This is a genomic window from Methylobacterium sp. WL1 (genome assembly GCF_008000895.1).
In the GTDB taxonomy this organism is placed as follows: Bacteria; Pseudomonadota; Alphaproteobacteria; order Rhizobiales; family Beijerinckiaceae; genus Methylobacterium.
Genome location: NZ_CP042823.1, coordinates 1,261,333 through 1,278,257, shown reverse-complemented (window position 1 = coordinate 1,278,257; position 16,925 = coordinate 1,261,333). Strand labels below are relative to the sequence as shown.

The following is a 16,925-nucleotide window of genomic DNA, read 5'->3' as shown; positions in this document are numbered from 1 at the left end:
GCGGCATCGGGTTCAGGCTCGGGGCGGCTCGGGCGGCGGCGTTCCGGTCACGCTGGCGAACCGTGCCGCCTTCCGGGCGAACAGAGGCGCTCCGGTGGCGAACGGCACCGGCAGGCCGACCCCGGACGGCGGCAAGGAGGCGAGGCCGGCGAGGCACAGGGCCATCAGCGGGCAGCCCTTGAGACAGCCCGTGGACCCGTCCCCGTCCCCGGGCTGCTGGTCCGGCGGCGTCGCGGCCTCGGGCGGGCAGCAGGGCATGGCGTCCATGGCGGCGCCCGCCATGTTGTCCTTTTGCGCCAAGTCCTTTTGCGCCAAGTCCTTCTGCGCCAAGTCCTTCTGCGCCATCGCGTGGCCGTGCTCATGCGGCGCGGCCCGCTCCGCTCGGGCCATCGTCGGCGCATGCATGCCGGCGACCGCCGCAGGGGCGGCGACCGGAAGCAGGGCGAGGCTGAGAACCGCCAGGAGCGGAAGCAGCCGCCGAAGGGCCAGCCAGGGGATCACGGTGTCAGGATGCCAGCTTTCTGGGCGAGGCGGAAGCGCCTCATCGTTCACCGGCGATCCGATGCCGGTTCGCGCGGGTCGCGCGCGCAGTCTGAGCGTCCTCGGCGGGTGATCAGCCGCGCCAGCCGCGGCCGCAGGGGCAGGGACAACCGGTAGGCCGCCTCCGCGACGGGCAGGATGGGCCGCAGCCCGAAGACGCGCAGCTCGACGAGGCGGCCGAGCCAGCGCCAGTTCGGCAGGACGCGCCACAGCCGCGCGAACGCCGCCGCCCCCGACACGAGCCGGCCGTCCGCGCCGCGCACGTGGAAGCGCCGCAGGGCGTCGCCCTGGTCGAGATCCGGCCCCAGGCCGGCCGCCGGCGCATCGCGCCCGACATCGACGAAGGCGATCCGCTCGGCCCCGCGGCAGTCGCGGTAATGGCCGATCTCGGCCCGGCAGAGCGGGCAGCCGCCATCGTAGTAGACGGTCAGGTCGGAGCTCATCGGATCAGCGCTCATGGTTTGCCGGGCGACACCTCACCCCGTGCCCGCAGCGAGAGAGGTGGGCCGGCAGCGATCGGGTTTCGGTGCAGGCCCTGATCCAACGCCGGAGCACTCCGATCGCCCCGCGGGCGGATGTTGTCTCAGGGTCGCAGATGGTCCGGCCCGTGCCTTGGAAACCGTGCCGATGCCGGGCGAGGCTGACACAGCTGGTTGCGCGAGGGGGCCGAAAAGGCTGTCGGGCCGCAAGGTTCCGCGGGACGGATGGTGGGCCCGGCAGGACTCGAACCTGCAACCAGACCGTTATGAGCGGTCGGCTCTAACCATTGAGCTACAGGCCCTGCGCCCACTCGAACGGATAGCCGATCGGGGGGCGCCCGTCACCCGGATTTCGTCGAAGCGCGGGGCGCCGGGGCGGGCGCGGGCAGACTTGCAGTCGGACTTGCGGGCTCCACCGGGGTGGTGTCCTTGATCCGCCACAGGGTGCGGGCCAGGATCGAGCGGTACGGCGCGAAAGCGGCCGCAACGGCGCGCGTGTCGGTGCTGTCGGTGAGCCGGCGCAGGCAGCCCACCGCCGCCACGTCGCCCTCGGGCCAGATGTCCGGGTCGTGGAAGTGGAAGATCCCGACCATGTCGGCGGTCCAGGGGCCGACGCCCCGGATGCCGCACAGGATCGCGGCGCGCTCGGTGTGCTGCAGTCCGGCGAGTTCGGGGCCGAGCAGGCCCGCCGCCTCGGCGGCGACGATCGCCTGAAGGGCGCGGACCTTGTTGCCCGAGATCCCGCAGCCCCGCAGCAGCGCCGGGTCTCCGGCCTCGAACAGCCCGCGCGGGCTCGACCCCGCCGCCGTCGCGGCGGCCTCGACCCGCGACCAGATCGCCGCCGCGGCCCGGGTCGAGAGCTGCTGGTTCACGACCTCGACGAACAGACGGTCGGCCACGCAGGCGTGCGGCGGCGGGTCGATCCGGAGCGGGCCGGCCTGCCGGATGGCGGCCTCCAGGCGTGGATGCGCCCGGGCGGCGTCCAGCAGGTGCGCGTAGGCGGTGGGGTCGAGCATCGCGGCGAAGATTAGAGCGCGCGCCGCCGAAGTGGAGACCGGTTCGGCGCAAGCGAGCGCGTTGAGACAAGGATTGAGAGCCGGTCCCGATTGCAACGCGATCTGGAGCGGCGCCGAGGGACCGGCCGCCGATGCGGCGATCGGTGCGATCCCCCCCGGCGGCGGGCACGATGCCGCGCGCGCCTTGCTGGGCGCCCGCCCCGATCCACTTCGGAGCGGCGTCGGACGCGAAGGCGGGCATGATGGACGGCGCCCTCGGATGCGGTGACAGCTCACGGTATGGCGCTCTTCTTCACCGCGGACACGCATTTCGGCGATCCGCACATCCTCCGCCACCGCCGGGCGCGGTACGACAGCGTCGCGGCGCATGACGCGGCCCTGGTCGCGGCCTGGAACGCCGTGGTCGGCCCCGACGACGCGGTCTGGCATCTCGGCGATTTCGCCGCGGGGGCGAGCCGGGAGCATTGCGCGGCGATGTTCGCCCAGCTCAACGGCACCAAGCGGCTGATCCGGGGCAACCACGATTCTAACCGCGTGCTCGATCTGCCCTGGGCGGACCCGCCCGTGGACAGCGCCCGGATCTCGGCCCTGGATTCCCAGGGCCGGCAGCACCGCCTGTTCCTGTCGCACTACGCGCACCGGGCCTGGCCGGGCCTGTGGCGGGAGACCCGCCACCTCTACGGGCACAGCCACGGCTGGCTGCCCGATACCAGCCGCTCCTGCGATGTCGGCGTCGATGCCTGGGACGACACCCCGGTCGGCCTCGACGCCATCCTGGCGCGCCAGGACGCGGCCGAGCTGGTGCCGGAGGAGATCGCCCGGCACGGGCTGCGCTGACCTCCGCGGAGGGCACCGCGATCTCAATTCCGGGCCGCGTCGTTTCGTGTGGCCGCCCTATGTGCCGGAGCGGATCGCGATCGCCACGGGAGGCCGCTATGACCGAACCCCTTGCTCCGCCCGCCTGGACGGCCGCCGCCGCGCGAGCCGCCGCCGATCTCGGGCTCGGGAGCAGTTTTGCCGAGCTGGATGCGGAATCCTGGGCGCGGCTGCGCGCCCGCGCCGCCGAGATCCTGACCGCGCAGGGCAGCCCCCCGCCGCCGGATTGGGAGCGCGCGCTGGCCCGGGCCCTGGACCGGGCCGATCCGGATGTCCTCGGTCATGACGAGGCCGACGCCGTGCTGGCCGAGCAGGGCGAAGTGTTCGCCCCGGAGGACGACGCTTGAAGCCTCGTCCCGAACCGTAGCCGCCGGCGTTCGGACGAAGACGATGCGCCGGAATCGCGTGCCGCCCGGGACTTCGTAACGGCGTGTGGTTGCCGTCGCGCCGGTCCAGGCCGATGTAGGTGGAATGCCACGTCCCGATCACCAGCACGCCGCCCCGCGATCCGCCCCCACAGCCCTGCGGGTCTTCCCGGTCTCAAGCGAGGCCCCGGTCCTCGATGCGCAGACGCGGACGCGCCTGGGGCGCCAGCTGCGCGCGCTCTATGACCCGGTGATCGATGAGGTGCTGGATCCGAGGCTGGCGGAGCTGCTGCAGCAGCTCGACGCCGATCGCGCGGACGAGACCGGACGCTGAGGGGATCCGGGATGGGGCTCCCGTCGATGGATCGGGGGGATGTCACACCGACGGGAGCTGAGCCGGGACGACGAATCGACCCAACCCGTCCTATGTCGCCCAGGAACGACCCCGGGCGCCTTCACCTAAGTCAAATTTTCTGTCGAATACAGAGGGTGATGTGACGAAGATGGGTATTCGTCGGTGGAGAGCGTGGCTGCGGCGTCAGGCCGACGTCCCGGTCACCGACAGCATCACCCCGTCGTTGCCGATCTCGGCACCGGTGTAGCCCAGCATCCGGGCGAGCTGCTCGCGGGCACGCCACACCCGGCTCTTCACGGTGCCGATCTGACATTGCATGACGGCTGCGGCTTCCTCGTAGCTGAGGTTCTCGATCGCCACGAGGACCAGTGCCTCGCGCATCACCGGGGCGAGCCGGTCGAGGGCGGCGCGCACGTCCTGCAGGTCGAGATGGCCGCCCTGCTCCGGCACGCTGGTCAACCGCTCAGCGTAGCTGCCGTCGGTGTCCGCGACCTCGCGACCCTGCTTGCGGTGCTGGCTGTAGAACACGTTGCGCAGGATCGTGAAAAGCCAAGCCTCCAGGTTGGACCCGGGGGTGAAGCCGGCTCGTCCGCGCCAGCCCCGCAGCAGCGTGTCCTGCACGAGGTCATCAGCCGCGGCGGGGTCTCGGGTCAACGAGACGGCGAAGCGGTGTAGGGCCGGCACCACCTTCAGCAGGCCGGCGCGGAAGTCGGCCTCCCGTTCGACCTCCCCCGAGACCGGCTCTGAGGCCTGGTCCTTGGCGAGCGCGGCGTCCAGGCGCGCCAACAGGTCGGCAAAGCGATCCGAGGCAGCCGCCGGAGTCGGGCCGACCGCGTCGTAGGTCAGGCCGAGCAGCGTCCCGAGGTGGATGCGGATCGCGTCCGGCAGGCCATGCCGGATGTCGCGGGCCGGATCGGGCAGGGTGTGGCCTTCGGTGTCTGGCATCAGGTCCGGGCATCGACGGCGGGCCTATCGCGCCCGTCGCATTCGCTTGTGGCGCGCCCACGCGGCTCTCGCGCCAACATGGGTTTAGACCGTGTTGCCGCGACACTGAGACGAACCAATACAAGCAAGCGTGACGGGCCGAGGTGTCGGGGCCGAAGACGAACGGACCCGCGAACCGGCGGGCTCGCAACGGCGTTCCCTGTCGGATCCGTCTCCTTCCGGAGGCCGACCGGACTTGGTTCCTGAACCCGTAGCGAGGCGTGTCGATGGCTTCCCCCGATCCCGATCGCACCGTGCCCCGCGACACCGGGGGGCACGCCTCGACGGTCTGGACCCTGGCGCTGGCCACCGCGCTCGTCGGCCTGGTTGCGTTCCCGCGGCGGTCTGCCGCCCCGGCTCCTGCCTCCGCCCCGGCCGGCGCGGAGCCGGGCCGCTGGTCCGCCTTCGCGGGCTCCTCGGAACCCGCGCCCGCGCACGAGGGCGGCGAGGCCCGGCGGTCGCGAGCCGCCAGGCCGATCGCGGGCGGGGCGCCAGCCATCCGGCCGAAATTCCCGCCAAGGGCTGGAAGGACATCGCGCTGCGCACCTACCGGGACATCGGCGAGAACCGCCTGTCGCTGATCGCGGCCGGCGTCACCTTCTTCACCCTGCTGGCGATCTTCCCGGCCGTCGCCGCGCTGGTCTCCTGCTACGGCCTCGTGGCCGACGCCTCGACCATCAACGACCAACTCGCCAGCCTTCAGGGCGTCCTGCCCCAGGGCGCCCTTGAGATCATCGGCGACCAAGTCAAGCGCCTGAACGAGAAGGGCAACACCGCGCTGGGCCTGAGCCTGGTCGTCAGCATCGTCCTGTCGGTCTGGAGCGCCAACGGCGGCGTGAAGCACGTCTTCGACGCCCTCAACATCGTCTACAACGAGCGCGAGAAGCGCAATTTCGTCCTGCTCAACGTCGTCTCCCTCGGCTTCACCGCGGGGGCGCTGGCGTTCCTGATCCTGGCTCTGGCCGCGGTCGTGGTGCTGCCGGTGGTGCTGACCTATGTCGGGCTCGGGACCGATGCCTGGTGGCTGACCCTGCTGCGCTGGCCGGCGCTGCTCGTGGCAGTCCTGCTCGGGCTCGCCCTGCTCTACCGCTACGGTCCGAGCCGGGACGCGCCGCGCTGGCGCTGGGTCACCCCCGGGGGCGCCGCGGCGGCCCTGCTGTGGCTCGTCGCGTCGCTGCTGTTCTCCTGGTACGTCGCCCATTTCGGCAGCTACAACAAGACCTACGGCTCCCTCGGCGCGGCCATCGGCTTCATGACCTGGATCTGGATCTCGACCATGATCGTGCTCGCCGGTGCCCAGCTGAACGCCGAGATGGAGCATCAGACCGCCGAGGACACCACCGTGGGTGAGCCGCAGCCCCTGGGCACGCGACGCGCCCAGATGGCCGATTCCGTGGGAGCCGCCGCCGCGTGACGGGGCGGCCAAAGGGCTCAGCGGTGGTTAACACAGGTTAGCGCGGGCACGCCCGGTCGCGGCATAAGCCGTCGCGTGCAACCAGACTTCGACGCTCGGGCCGCAATATACCTGTGACAACAGTCGTCTTCGTGCGGTGGGCATCCATCGGCAGCGTCGTCGCGTGGTTTGGGGCGCGCCGCGACTGCTCGGATCCCTCTTTCCACGCCCGCCCGCCCGCCGCGTGCCGGCCGCGGGCGGGACGATCCAGCTACGGATGGACGGACGGTTCGGAACCGCATCGGCATTGCGGCCTCTGACCGGAGGCCGCCGTGAACAACCCGTTCGTGCGGAAGATGGAGCGGCACGTCCGGCTCGGTCCCGAGGACCGCGCCGCCCTCGACGGCCTCGCCCGACAGCATATCCGCCCCGTCGCGCCGCGTCAGGACATCGTCGGGCAGCACGAAGACCCGCACCACACCCACCTGATCCTCGACGGCTGGGCCTGCCGCTACAAGCAGTTTCCGGACGGTCGGCGAGCGATCGTCTCGCTGCTCCTGCCGGGCGACCTGTGCGACCCCTCCCCGGCCCGCTGGCCTCGCCTTGACCACGCCATCGGGGCGATCACGCCGGTCACGGTCGCCCGGATCGCGCCGGACCAGATCGGCGAGGCGATCCGGACCCGGCCGGCGGTGGAGGAGTGCCTGTGGCGCGAGATGCGCGACACCACGGCGCTCCAGCGCGAGTGGATCGCCAGCGTCGGGCGCCGTTCGGCGATCGAGCGCCTCGCGCACCTGTTCTGCGAGCTGTACCTGCGGCTCGCCCGGGTCGGCCTCGCCGAGGGAAACACGATCCCGATGCCGATCACCCAACCCGACCTCGCCGACGCCCTCGGCCAGACCAGCGTGCATATCAACCGTACCCTGAAGGCGCTGCGCACCGGCGGCCTCATCGCTCTGCGGGGCCGGCGCCTGACGATCCACGACCTTGACGGGTTGATGGAGCGCGGCCTGTTCGACCCAGCCTACCTGCATCTGGCCTGAGACACCTGGCATGAGACCGGCGTACCGGCCCGGACCCCCGCCGGCGGCTGTAACATGCGCTCGGACGCGGCGGCTGCCGGGATCCGCGCCTGAGCCATGGCGGGATACGCTTGCTCAAAGATTGATTTTCAGGATAGTATTTAACCAAATGCCGTCAATCGGCGGATATATATGGGCGATTGAATTGAGTGTGCTCTACTTATTGCGGTTATATAGTTATTTTATACTAATCGTATATAACCGGATTCCGAATTTCTACGGGCTCAACGGCGCGCGGCGAGCGCTGTTGCGCAATATTGGCGTCCGAATCGGAGCAAAATCACATATTTCCAGTCCCATCATTTTTGAACAAAGTCTCAACGACGAGGCTATAAGAGGTCTTACGATTGGGTATCAAACATTCATCAATTCCGATGTCCGATTTGCCTGCCGGAGCGCGCGGATCGAGATCGGTAATCGATGCATGGTCGGTTCCAGGGTAAGCTTCGAAACATCGACGCATGATCTCGTCATCGACGCGTTCCACGATAGAACAAGCATAACGCGTCAGACATTCCACAAAGACATCATCGTGCATGACGGTGTCTGGATCGGAGCCGGGGCAATCATTTTGTGCGGCGTTACGATCGGAGAACAATCTATAGTTGCGGCTGGATCTGTCGTGACCAAGGATGTCGAGGCGGGAGTCTTGGTCGGTGGCGTGCCCGCGAAGACGATAAGGCGGCTGGTCCCGAACTGAGATGGATCGTCAGGCCTCAGCGGCCCGGTTCTACAGGACGCGTCGGCCGGAGCTCACCCTCGGTGGGCCCCTCCAACCGCTCCGCGGCGCGTAATCCGGAGCCGCCGCGCTGACGGACGACGGCTCCGCCCGGACCGACGGCGATACGCCGCGTCGCAGCGATGGGTCCGCGTCCCTTGCCTTCGGCCGGCGGCGGCCGATCTGAACCGCATCAGGCAACCGGTTCGAGCCGACCGACAGACCATGCACATCCATCTCGACGCACTCGGCGGCGTCGCCGGCGACATGTTCGCCGCCGCGTTGCTGGATGCTTTTCCCGAGCATCTCGAGGGCGTGCGCGCCAGCGTGCGGGCCGTCGATCCGCGCATCGCCTGCACCACGTCGCAGCACAACGACGGCATCCTGCGGGGCCTGCGCTTCGCGGTCTCGGCCCCCGAGGCTGAGATGCCTGCGCCGCATCGGCACGGCGGCCACTCGGCCCATCCGGACCGCCACGATCACCATGCCACGCACGATCACGCCCACGACCCGACGCACGGGCACGCGGACCACCTGCCGCATCACGGCCACCGGCCCTGGTCCGAGATCCGCGGGGATCTCGACCGGGCGAACCTTGCGCTGGCCGTCCGGGCGCATGCGCTGGCGATCTTCGGGCACCTCGCCGAGGCCGAAGCCCAGGTCCACGGCATCGCGGTCGACGCGGTGGCGTTCCACGAGGTCGGCGCCTTCGATTCGATCGCCGACATCGTCGCCGCCGCCTACCTGATCGCCGCCCTCGAGGTGCGCAACTGGAGCGTCTCGGCCCTGCCGCTGGGCTCGGGCCGGGTCCGGACCCAGCACGGCCCCCTGCCGGTGCCGGCCCCCGCCACCACGCTCCTGCTCGAAGGCTTTCCGACCCTCGACGATGGGATCCCGGGGGAGCGCGTGACCCCCACCGGCGCGGCGATCCTGCGCCATCTCTGCGGTGAGGCGCCCGGGCGCGGCCGGCCCGCCGGCACGCTCGGGCCCAGCGGGATCGGTTTCGGCACGAGGGTCCTGCCGGGCCTGAGCAATTGCCTGCGCGCCCTCGTGCTGGAGGAGGCGCCCGCCGCTCATCCCGGCCGGGACGACCTGGTGGTGATCGCGTTCGAGATCGACGACCAGTCGGGGGAGGATTTGGCGATGGGCCTCGACCGCCTGCGCGCGGAGCCCGGCATGCGCGACGTCGTGCAGATGCCGGTGCTGGGCAAGAAGGGCCGGATGATGGCCCATATCCAGGCCCTGGTGCAGCCCGAGAACCTGGAGGCGGCGATCGCGGCCTGCTTCCGCGAGACCACCACGATCGGGCTGCGCCACCACCGGGTCGCGCGCGCGGTGCTCGGCCGGGAGGCCGTCACGGTCGCGCCGGAGGGCCGGCCGGTGCGGGTGAAGGTGGTCGACCGGCCGGGCGGGCGCACCGCCAAGGCCGAGGCCGACGATACGCTGGGCCAGGGAGATCACACTGCCCGGGCGCATGTGCGCCGCGAGGCCGAACGCCTCGCCCTGCGAGAGACCACGAAGGAGGAGCGGTGACGCGCGCGCATCTCGAAGCCGTGCTGGCGGGGCTCGGTCCCGTCGCGGTGGCGGTGAGCGGCGGGGTCGACAGCCTGACGCTGGCCACCCTCGCTCACCGGCTGGCACCGGCCGCGACCCTCGTGGTCCACGCGGTCTCCCCGGCCGTGCCCGGGGAGGCGACCGCGCGGGTCCGGGCCGAGGCCGCCCGGGAGGGCTGGGACCTGCAGGTGATCGAAGCCGGCGAGTTCGCCGACCCGGCCTACCGGGCCAATCCCGTGAACCGCTGCTTCTTCTGCAAGACCAATCTGTACGGCGCGGTCCGGCACGTCACCGACCGGCAGATCCTGTCGGGTGCCAATCGCGACGACCTCGGCGAGTACCGACCCGGCCTCGACGCCGCCCGGGAGCATGCGGTGCGCCACCCCTATGTCGAGGCCGGGTTCGACAAGGCGGCCGTGCGGGCGCTGGCCCGCGACCTCGGTCTCGGCGCGGTGGCCGAGTTGCCGGCCGCGCCTTGCCTGTCGAGCCGGGTCGAGACCGGCATCCCGATCGAGCCGGAGACCTTGGCCTTCATCCACGCGGTCGAGCGTCTGGTCGGCGGCGCCCTCGATGCCGGGGCGGGCCCCAAGCGGGCGGTTCGCTGCCGGGTGCGTGCCGAGGGCGTGGTCGTGGAGCTCGACCCCGGCAGCCTCGCCGCCCTCGACGCGGAGCGCCGCGCCGCCCTGGGATCCGGCATCCGGGAGATCGCGCCGCCGCGCCTCTCAGGCGCCGTCCGGTTCGCACCCTACCGGGTCGGCAGCGCCTTCCTGACCGGAGCATTCCCCGCATGAGCGTGGCGGACGAATTCACCCTCGACTTCGCCCGGCCCGAGCGGATCGGCCTGGAGGAGGCCATCTTCTGCGCCGGCAAGAGCCCCGAGCAGATCGACGCGATCCTGGCGGCCGCACGCGAGCGGGGTGCCTCGCTGCTCCTGACCCGGCTCGACCCGGAGAAGTTCTCCCGGCTCGGGCACGCGGCGCGGCTCGATTACTGTCCGGTCTCGCGCACGGCGGTGTTCGGGCAGGGCCCGCCGGTTGCCGGTCCGGCCCGGGTGGCCGTGGTCGCGGCCGGCACCTCGGACGTCCCGGTCGCCCGGGAAGCCTTACGGACGCTCGGCTATGCCGGACGATCCGCGACGCTGTTCGCCGATGTCGGTGTCGCCGGCCTGTGGCGGCTGACCACGCGTCTGGAGGAGATCCGGGCGCATCCGGTGGTGATCGTCGCGGCCGGCATGGATGCGGCGCTGCCGAGCGTGGTCGGCGGCCTCGTCGCCGGGGCGGTGATCGCGGTCCCGACCTCCGTGGGCTACGGCGTCGCCGCAGGGGGGCGCACAGCCCTGGACGCGGTGCTGGCGAGCTGCGCCCCCGGGATCGTGGTGGTCAATATCGACAACGGCTACGGGGCCGCCTGCGCGGCCCTGCGCCTGCTCAACGCGGCGAGCCGCCTCGCCCAGGAGGCCGAACGATGATGTCCCGCCACCCGTTACCGTTCGAACCAGACACCTTCCCGAACGGAGATATCCGATGGAACGCCGCAGCTTCATCCAGGGCGCCGTGCTCGGCGCGGGGCTTACGGGCACCGGTCTCGCCGGCGCCGGCAGCGCGGGTGCGGCCGTGAGCGTCCCGCCGCTGCCGAACACCCGGCCGCAGGACCCGGCCGACCTGCCGCTGGTCACCGATCCCGGCGAACTCCGGGGCGAGATGCTCTACCGCCCGTTCGGGCGGACGTCCGAAAAGATCTCCGCGATCGGGATGGGCGGGTTCCACCTCGGCAAGAGCGCGGTGACGGATGCCGAGGCGACGCGGCTGATCCACGAAGGCGTCGATCGCGGCATCACCTTCATGGACAATTGCTGGGACTACAACGACGGCCGCTCCGAACTGCGCATGGGCGCGGCCCTGGCCGAGGGCGGCTACCGCGACAAGGTCTTCCTGATGTCCAAGATGGACGGGCGGACCAAGGAGGAGGCGCTCAAGCAGATCGACCAGTCGCTCCTGCGTCTGCGCACCGACCGGATCGACCTCGTCCAGCACCACGAGATCCTGCGCTACGACGATCCCGACCGCGTCTTCGCCGAAGGCGGGGCCATGGAGGGATTCCTGGAGGCCAAGAAGCAGGGCAAGCTGCGCTACATCGGCTTCACCGGCCACAAGGACCCGCGCATCCACCTGCAGATGCTGGCGGTGGCGCAGGAGCGCGGCTTCCACTTCGATTCCTGCCAGATGCCGCTCAACGTGATGGATGCGCATTTCCGCTCGTTCGGCCATCTCGTGCTGCCGCACCTCGTGGCCGAGGGCATCGCGCCGCTCGCCATGAAGACCTTCGGCGACGGGGTGATCCTGAAGGCCGACGCGCCGATCAAGCCGCTGGAATACCTGCACTTCTCGCTGAACCTGCCGGTCTCGGTGGTGATCACCGGCATCCAGAATCAGCGCGACCTCGATCAGGCGATCGAGGCGGTGAAGACGTTCAAGCCGATGGACAAGGCCACGGTCGCAGAATTGCTGTCGCGCTCCAAGCCCTACGCGCTGGAGGGCAAGTACGAGCTGTTCAAGACGAGCGCGACCTTCGACGGCACCGCCAAGAACGCTGCCTGGCTGGGCGAGGACGTGCAGAGCGTGAAGAAGCTGGCGCCGACGATGGAGTAGCCGCTCCCCGAGGGACACGCCGTGCGTCGCCTCACGCCACATCCTCCAGCCGGATCGGCAGCTTGCGGATCCGGCGCCCGGTGGCGTGGTGGACGGCGTTGGCGATGGCTGCGTTGACCCCGATGATGCCGAGTTCGCCAAGCCCCTTCAGCCCGAGGGCGTCGACCTGATCGTCGGGGTCCGGCACCAGCACCGCCTCGACCGCAGGGGCGTCGGCCGAGGTCGGGACGAGGTACTCGGCGAGATCCGGGTTGCGGTAGGCGGCGCCGTCCAGAACCGTCTCCTCCAGGAGCGCCGAGCCGAGGCCCCAGATCATCCCGCCGATGAGCTGGCTCCGGGCGGTCAGCGGGTTGAGGATCCGCCCCGCCGCGAAGGCGCCGGTGAGGCGGGGCACCCGGATCTCGCCGGTCTCGGCGTGGACGTGGACCTCCGCGAACTGCGCGCCGAAACCCCAGGACACGGCGTGCCCGCCCCCGCCGAGGGTCAGCCCGATATGACCCTGCCGCAGGGCCGCCAGCGCCTTCTCCCGGTCGGCCCCCGCGGGTACGAACGCGGCGAGCGTCTCGACGCCCTCGGGGCCGACCGCCTCGGCCAGCGCGATTCCGCTCCCGTCCGGGGCCGCGAGCCGCCCGCTCGCGAGGCGCAAGGTGCCCGGATCCCGGCCGGCTAGGCGACCGCCCTGCCCCGTCGCAGCCTGCGCCAGGGCCTCGCGGATCTGACCGCAGCCGAGCGCGAGGGCGTTCATCAGGCTGGTCGTCGTGCTCGATCCGCCGGAGATGCCGGCCGCCGGCAGCGCCGTGTCGCCGAGCCGGACCGCGACCCGCTCCACCGGAATGCCGAGGCCCTCGGCCGCGCCCATGGCGAGCAGCGTGGTGATGCCGTTGCCGATCTCGTGATGCGCGCAGGCGACCTCCGCGCTGCCGTCCGGAGCGAGCCGCACCCGCAGGGTCGCGGCGGCGATCTTCACCGGCCGCACCGAGGCCGCGCAGCCCAGGCCCACCCGCCAGGGGCCGTCGCGCATTGCCCCGGGGCGCGGATCCCGGCGCGACCAGCCGAAGGCCCGCGCCCCGGCATCGAAGCAGGCCATCAGCGGCCGCGTCGAGAACGGCTTGCCGGAGACGGGATCCACCGCGGTGTCGTTGATCCGACGCAGGGCGATCGGATCCATTCCGAGGGCCACCGCCACCTCGTCGACGGCGCTTTCCAGGGCGAACAGGAACGGCACCTCCGGGGGCGCCCGCATCGGCCCGGGGGTGTTGCGGTCGACCCGCACGGCCCGCTCCTCGGTCCGGATGTTCGGGCAGGCGTAGAGGCCCGCGGTCACCTCGGCCCCCTCCATGACGAACGGATCGAACCGCGAGGTCACGGTCTCGGCCTCGTGCACCAGGGCGGTGAACCGCCCCGTCCGGTCGGCGCCGAGCCGGATGGCATGGCGCGATTCCGGCCGGTAATTGGCGATGGTGAAGCATTGCCGCCGGGTCGGCACCAGCGACACCGGCCGGCCGATGCGGCGGGCCGCCAGGGCGACCAGGGCCGTGTGCTGCGACAGCGCGAACTTCGAGCCGAAATGGCCGCCGATCAGCCCCGACACCACCCGCACCTGTGCGGGATCGAGGCCGAGCTGCGCGGCGAGCCCGTGCTGCACGGCGCCGACGTAGCGGGTCGGCTCGTGCACCGTGAGGCGGTCGCCGTCCCAGGCCGCCCGGGTGGTGAACAGCTCGATCGGGTTGTGGTGCTGGATCGGGGTCTCGTAGCGCGCCTCGACCCGGATCGTGGCCTCCCGCATCCCGGCCTCGGCGTCGCCCCGGGCGATGTCGGCGTGCTGGGCCTTGAGGTCCGCAAGCCGGACCGTCTCGGCCCCGGGGGCGTCGAAGCCGCCGGAGGCCGGCTCCTCCGCGTAGGAGACCCGAACCGCGCCGGCCGCCTCCTCGGCCGCCTCCTGGGTCTCGGCCACTACCAACGCGACGATCTGGCCGGCATACGCCACCGCATCGGAGTCGAGGGGCCGGTGCGAACTGTTGGCGTAGCCGCCGGCCATCAGGTGCTTCACCGGCGCCACCGCCCCGGCAAACGTTTGGTGGGTGAAGATCGCCAGCACCCCCGGCACCCGCTCGGCTGCGGCGAGATCGAACCCGATGATCCGACCCCGGGCGATGGTGCTGGTGACCAGGGCGGCGTGGGCGGTCGCCTCCGGGCCGGGCCGGTCGGAAGCGTAGAGCGCCCGGCCGGTGACCTTGTCGGCCCCCTCGACCCGGGTATGGGCCGTTCCGAGGATTTTTCGGGAGTCTTGCGTGCCTGATTTCATGTTCGCGCTCCCGGTCCGCAGTCTCACCCGGAAGCAATCGCCGAAGCGGCCGCCCGGCTCCGCGACCGGGCGGCGGGGCGACACCGTGCAGCGGCGGGGCGGTCTTGGAGCGGCCCCGCCGCTTCGGATGGCACCCCTACGGGATCAGTCGACCACCTTGCCGTCCGGGCCGACCTTCACCGTCTGCTCCTTGTCGGCGCCAGCCACCTTGATCTCGTACTGGACCGTCGAGCCGTCCTTCTCGACCTCGGCCTCGTAGGCCTTGCCGCCGCCGGCCTTCTGCTCGGCGATGGAGAGCGCGTCCTTCAACGGGGTCTTGGCGTTCTGGAAGTCGGCGGGCTTCAGCCGGGTGAAGTAGCGCTCGATCGGCTGGTTCTCGGTCTTGTACAGGGCGCCGGTATCGGCGTTGATGCCGTATTCCACCAGCTTGCCGCTCGGGTAGACGACCTTGATGGCGTAGTGCGCCGGGTTCTTGCTGTCGGCCTTCTCGAAATCGGCGTCGATGGCGCGGCCGCCCTTCTCGTCGCCCTGCGCCTGGGCGGTCGTCAGGGCCTGGGCGAGGCCGACCTTGGCGACCTTGGCGACTTGCCACTCCTTCATGCTGCTGTCGGTCTGGGTCGCCGGCTGAGCCGGCGCGGGCGTTGCGGTCTGGGCCAGGGCGAAGCTCGTCGAGAGCGCGAGCAGGCCGGCCGCGGTGGCGAGGCGGTTGATCATGGCGTGTTTCCCTTTGCGGGTTCTGTCTCGGGACCGTGAAACGCCGCGGCCCGGATGGGGTTTCCGGCCCTGAGGAAAAACGCTTGGCTTGATCGAAGCGCCGCGGGTCCCTAGCACCACTCTCGACCGCTGCAGGGTCGGAGGCGACAGGGCGGAGGCGGCTGGCCGAAGGATTGCGTCGGCCCGCCCGGAATGCGCGACAGCGAAGGAAGCCAGCCCGTGCTTGAGCAGATCGGCGAGATCGACCCGCCCCAGCGGCTCCTGATGGGGCCGGGCCCCGTCAATGCCCATCCGCGCGTACTGCGCGCCATGTCGGCCGACCTGCTCGGGCAGTTCGACCCCGAGATGACCGCCTACATGAACGAGGTGATGGCGCTCTATCGCCCGGTCTTCGGCACCGAGAACCGTTGGACCTTCCTGGTCGACGGCACGGCGCGGGCCGGGATCGAGGCCGCCCTGGTGAGCCTGGTCGCCCCCGGCGAGCGGGTGCTGGTGGTCAATTTCGGCCGGTTCGGCCTGCTGCTCACCGAGATCCTGGAGCGGGTCGGCGCCGTGGTCGAGACCGTGGATGCGCCCTGGGGCGAGGTCGTGCCCCTGGAGGCGATCGCCGCCGCGGTTGAGCGCTTCGGCCCGAAGGTCGTGGCCACTGTGCATGGCGACACCTCGACCACCATGGCCCAGCCCCTCGACGGGCTCGGCGACCTCTGCCGCCGGGCCGGCGCCCTCTCGTACGTCGACGCCACCGCGACCATCGGGGGCATGGAGATCGCCGCCGACCGTTGGGGCATCGACGTGGTGACCGGCGGCCTGCAGAAATGCCTCGGCGGCCCGTCGGGCTCGTCGCCCATCACCGTCTCGCCGGCGGCGGCCGAGCGGATCTTCTCCCGGCGCCACGTCGAGCACGGCATCCGCCGGGACGACATCGACGACGGCTTAGGCGTGCGGATCGGCTCGAACTACTTCGACCTCGCCATGATCATGGATTACTGGTCCGAGAAGCGCCTCAACCACCACACCGAGGCGACCACCATGCTGTACGGCGCGCGCGAATGCGCCCGGGTCCTGCTCGGCGAGGGTCTGGCGGCCTGCTATCGCCGGCACGCGGCCGCCGGTCGCGCGGTCGCGGCCGGCATCCGGGCGATGGGGCTCACCGTGTTCGGCGACGACCGGTACCGGATGACCAACGTCACCGCGCTGTACATCCCGGACGGGATCGACGGCGAGGCGGTGCGGCGCCGGATGCGGGAGGATTTCGAGATCGAGATCGGCACCGCCTTCGGGCCCCTGGCCGGCAAGGTCTGGCGGATCGGCGCGATGGGCTACAACGCCCGCAAGCACAAGGTGCTGATCACCCTGGGTGCCCTGGAGGCTGTCCTGCGGGCGGAAGGCTTCACCGTTCCGCCGGGCGCCGGCGTCGCGGCGGCCCTGGCCGCCTGGAACGAGAGCCCGGCCGCCTGATCGCGGCGCGTCCCGGGATCGACCCGGCGGGCCGCGGGAGCGTATGGCTGGCCCGAGGCGTCGCCCGCCATCCGGACGGTGCGGTGCCTCGACACCGGGAGCACCTCATGAACGCGAACGAGCCGGAACCGCTGGACGACTTCACCCGCGTGCACGCGAAGCTCTCCGCGCTGGAGATCGTCCTGGGCGTCCTGATCGGGCGCCTGTCCGAGGAGAACCCGGAGATCCGCGAGGACGTGAAGCGCGACGTCGCCGCGATCCTGTCCGACATGCCGATCGAGGGGCCGAGCGAGGAACTGATCGTCACCGAGGTGCGCCGGGCCGCCGAACTCCTGACCAGCGTCTCGATCGGTTAGAGTCGCGCTCCGGATGGGGGTTGCCGGCGTCCGGGATGAGGCGATGCGAAGTCCAAGGCCTTTTGCATCGCCCCGGGATCCA

At 71.1% G+C, this 16,925-nt stretch carries 17 protein-coding genes, 1 tRNA gene and 1 pseudogene; 12 read left to right on the top strand and 7 right to left on the bottom strand.

Translation table 11 applies throughout. The features are described from left to right. Positions 1-12 precede the first annotated feature (12 nt). The 4 genes from FVA80_RS06535 to FVA80_RS06520 all read right to left on the bottom strand — a co-directional run bounded on the left by FVA80_RS06535 (position 13) and on the right by FVA80_RS06520 (position 2,035). Positions 13-501 (bottom strand): hypothetical protein, encoded by a 489-nt coding sequence (locus FVA80_RS06535; protein WP_147909413.1) that lies wholly within the window; start codon positions 499-501, stop codon positions 13-15. 47 nt (positions 502-548) lie between these two features. After that, positions 549-983: a DUF393 domain-containing protein gene (locus tag FVA80_RS06530; RefSeq protein ID WP_147957798.1), complete on the bottom strand. Its 435-nt coding sequence runs from the start codon at positions 981-983 to the stop codon at positions 549-551. 262 nt (positions 984-1,245) lie between these two features. Further along, positions 1,246-1,321: transfer RNA gene (locus FVA80_RS06525), tRNA-Ile, on the bottom strand. Between the two features lie 39 nt (positions 1,322-1,360). Next, complete coding sequence (locus FVA80_RS06520) at positions 1,361-2,035, bottom strand: DNA-3-methyladenine glycosylase (protein ID WP_147957797.1); 675 nt, start codon at positions 2,033-2,035, stop codon at positions 1,361-1,363. A gap of 279 nt (positions 2,036-2,314) precedes the next feature. Here FVA80_RS06520 and FVA80_RS06515 point away from each other — a divergent pair, with 279 nt between their 5' ends. From FVA80_RS06515 to FVA80_RS06505, 3 genes are all read left to right on the top strand, one after another. Next, complete coding sequence (locus FVA80_RS06515) at positions 2,315-2,872, top strand: metallophosphoesterase (RefSeq protein ID WP_147909416.1); 558 nt, start codon at positions 2,315-2,317, stop codon at positions 2,870-2,872. A gap of 98 nt (positions 2,873-2,970) precedes the next feature. Next, positions 2,971-3,258, top strand: a complete 288-nt coding sequence (locus FVA80_RS06510; RefSeq protein ID WP_147909417.1) for a hypothetical protein — start codon at positions 2,971-2,973, stop codon at positions 3,256-3,258. A gap of 124 nt (positions 3,259-3,382) precedes the next feature. Beyond that, positions 3,383-3,610 carry a hypothetical protein gene (locus FVA80_RS06505; protein ID WP_147909418.1) on the top strand — a complete coding sequence of 76 codons (228 nt, stop codon included), beginning with the start codon at positions 3,383-3,385 and terminating at the stop codon, positions 3,608-3,610. A gap of 204 nt (positions 3,611-3,814) precedes the next feature. Here FVA80_RS06505 and FVA80_RS06500 read toward each other — a convergent pair whose 3' ends face one another. Further along, entirely contained in the window at positions 3,815-4,576 is a 762-nt protein-coding gene (locus FVA80_RS06500; RefSeq protein ID WP_147909419.1) for a sigma-70 family RNA polymerase sigma factor, read from the bottom strand. Between the two features lie 266 nt (positions 4,577-4,842). On the opposite strand from FVA80_RS06500, the pseudogene FVA80_RS06495 reads away from it, so the two are divergent. From FVA80_RS06495 to FVA80_RS06465, 7 genes and pseudogenes are all read left to right on the top strand, one after another. Next, positions 4,843-6,029, top strand: a pseudogene (locus FVA80_RS06495) (YihY/virulence factor BrkB family protein). A gap of 311 nt (positions 6,030-6,340) precedes the next feature. After that, positions 6,341-7,051, top strand: a complete 711-nt coding sequence (locus FVA80_RS06490) for a Crp/Fnr family transcriptional regulator (protein ID WP_147909421.1) — start codon at positions 6,341-6,343, stop codon at positions 7,049-7,051. A 148-nt stretch (positions 7,052-7,199) separates the two neighbouring features. Continuing rightward, positions 7,200-7,790: a DapH/DapD/GlmU-related protein gene (locus FVA80_RS31840; protein WP_281408705.1), complete on the top strand. Its 591-nt coding sequence runs from the start codon at positions 7,200-7,202 to the stop codon at positions 7,788-7,790. Between the two features lie 243 nt (positions 7,791-8,033). Beyond that, a complete protein-coding gene (locus FVA80_RS06480) occupies positions 8,034-9,341 on the top strand; it encodes a LarC family nickel insertion protein (RefSeq protein ID WP_147909422.1) in 1,308 nt (435 codons plus the stop codon). Next, positions 9,338-10,153, top strand: coding sequence for an adenine nucleotide alpha hydrolase (locus tag FVA80_RS06475; protein ID WP_147909423.1), 816 nt, complete (start codon positions 9,338-9,340; stop codon positions 10,151-10,153). Before FVA80_RS06480 ends, FVA80_RS06475 begins: the two co-directional genes overlap by 4 nt. Further along, complete coding sequence (gene larB, locus FVA80_RS06470; RefSeq protein WP_147909424.1) at positions 10,150-10,830, top strand: nickel pincer cofactor biosynthesis protein LarB; 681 nt, start codon at positions 10,150-10,152, stop codon at positions 10,828-10,830. The genes FVA80_RS06475 and larB overlap by 4 nt, the downstream gene beginning before the upstream one ends. A 55-nt stretch (positions 10,831-10,885) precedes the next feature. Then, a complete protein-coding gene (locus FVA80_RS06465; RefSeq protein ID WP_147909425.1) occupies positions 10,886-12,010 on the top strand; it encodes an aldo/keto reductase in 1,125 nt (374 codons plus the stop codon). A gap of 31 nt (positions 12,011-12,041) precedes the next feature. Here the strand turns inward: FVA80_RS06465 and FVA80_RS06460 are convergent, their stop codons facing one another. Together FVA80_RS06460 and FVA80_RS06455 are read right to left on the bottom strand one after the other, a co-directional pair. Further along, on the bottom strand, positions 12,042-14,315 hold the full coding sequence (locus tag FVA80_RS06460) for a xanthine dehydrogenase family protein molybdopterin-binding subunit (RefSeq protein WP_147909426.1): 2,274 nt from the start codon (positions 14,313-14,315) through the stop codon (positions 12,042-12,044). Positions 14,316-14,459: 144 nt separating this feature from the next. Next, positions 14,460-15,029: a PepSY domain-containing protein gene (locus FVA80_RS06455; RefSeq protein WP_147909427.1), complete on the bottom strand. Its 570-nt coding sequence runs from the start codon at positions 15,027-15,029 to the stop codon at positions 14,460-14,462. A 219-nt stretch (positions 15,030-15,248) separates the two neighbouring features. On the opposite strand from FVA80_RS06455, the gene FVA80_RS06450 reads away from it, so the two are divergent. Further along, positions 15,249-16,487, top strand: coding sequence for an alanine--glyoxylate aminotransferase family protein (locus FVA80_RS06450; RefSeq protein WP_210248961.1), 1,239 nt, complete (start codon positions 15,249-15,251; stop codon positions 16,485-16,487). A gap of 107 nt (positions 16,488-16,594) precedes the next feature. After that, a complete protein-coding gene (locus FVA80_RS06445; RefSeq protein WP_147856313.1) occupies positions 16,595-16,843 on the top strand; it encodes a hypothetical protein in 249 nt (82 codons plus the stop codon). Positions 16,844-16,925 lie beyond the last annotated feature (82 nt).

Coding starts and splice junctions, on each gene's coding strand:
- FVA80_RS06460 (WP_147909426.1), bottom strand. CDS start 14,315: ATGAAATCAGGCACGCAAGACTCCCGAAAAATCCTCGGAACGGCCCAT.
- FVA80_RS06530 (WP_147957798.1), bottom strand. CDS start 983: ATGAGCTCCGACCTGACCGTCTACTACGATGGCGGCTGCCCGCTCTGC.
- FVA80_RS06500 (WP_147909419.1), bottom strand. CDS start 4,576: ATGCCAGACACCGAAGGCCACACCCTGCCCGATCCGGCCCGCGACATC.
- FVA80_RS06520 (WP_147957797.1), bottom strand. CDS start 2,035: ATGCTCGACCCCACCGCCTACGCGCACCTGCTGGACGCCGCCCGGGCG.
- FVA80_RS06505 (WP_147909418.1), top strand. CDS start 3,383: ATGCCACGTCCCGATCACCAGCACGCCGCCCCGCGATCCGCCCCCACA.
- larB (WP_147909424.1), top strand. CDS start 10,150: ATGAGCGTGGCGGACGAATTCACCCTCGACTTCGCCCGGCCCGAGCGG.
- FVA80_RS06445 (WP_147856313.1), top strand. CDS start 16,595: ATGAACGCGAACGAGCCGGAACCGCTGGACGACTTCACCCGCGTGCAC.
- FVA80_RS06480 (WP_147909422.1), top strand. CDS start 8,034: ATGCACATCCATCTCGACGCACTCGGCGGCGTCGCCGGCGACATGTTC.
- FVA80_RS06465 (WP_147909425.1), top strand. CDS start 10,886: ATGGAACGCCGCAGCTTCATCCAGGGCGCCGTGCTCGGCGCGGGGCTT.
- FVA80_RS06515 (WP_147909416.1), top strand. CDS start 2,315: ATGGCGCTCTTCTTCACCGCGGACACGCATTTCGGCGATCCGCACATC.
- FVA80_RS06510 (WP_147909417.1), top strand. CDS start 2,971: ATGACCGAACCCCTTGCTCCGCCCGCCTGGACGGCCGCCGCCGCGCGA.
- FVA80_RS06455 (WP_147909427.1), bottom strand. CDS start 15,029: ATGATCAACCGCCTCGCCACCGCGGCCGGCCTGCTCGCGCTCTCGACG.
- FVA80_RS31840 (WP_281408705.1), top strand. CDS start 7,200: ATGCCGTCAATCGGCGGATATATATGGGCGATTGAATTGAGTGTGCTC.